Here is a 372-nt window from a genome sequence, read left to right on the forward strand (position 1 = left end):
CGAACGCTTCGGTTCGTGGAAGGGGGCTCACAACCGGCTGCGGATGTGGGCGGCCGACGGCACGTGGGAGAAGGTGTTCACCGCCCTGCTCGCGCAGGCCGACACCGAAGGCGGCCTCGACTGGGTCGCCGCGGTCGACTCCACGATCGCCCGTGCCCACCAGCACGCCGCCGGGGCCCGTCAAAAGGGGCTCGGGCCGGCGAACCAGCCAACCATGCCCTCGGACGGCCCCGCGGCGGACTGACCACGAAGATCCACCTGGCGGCAGACGGTCGTTGCCGGCCACTCGCGTTCGTCATCACCCCGGGCCAGGCCGGTGACGCACCCGCATTCGAGAAGGTCATGGCCCGGATCCGGGTGTCCCGGCCGGTC

1 pseudogene is annotated in these 372 nt (G+C 72.0%); it reads left to right on the forward strand.

What is annotated here, in order from left to right:
* Positions 1 to 372 (forward strand): annotated as a pseudogene (locus ADK86_RS44540) (IS5 family transposase); the annotation flags it as partial.

Source organism: Streptomyces sp. NRRL F-5755 (genome assembly GCF_001279365.1).
GTDB classification, from domain to species: domain Bacteria; phylum Actinomycetota; class Actinomycetes; order Streptomycetales; family Streptomycetaceae; genus Streptomyces; species Streptomyces rimosus.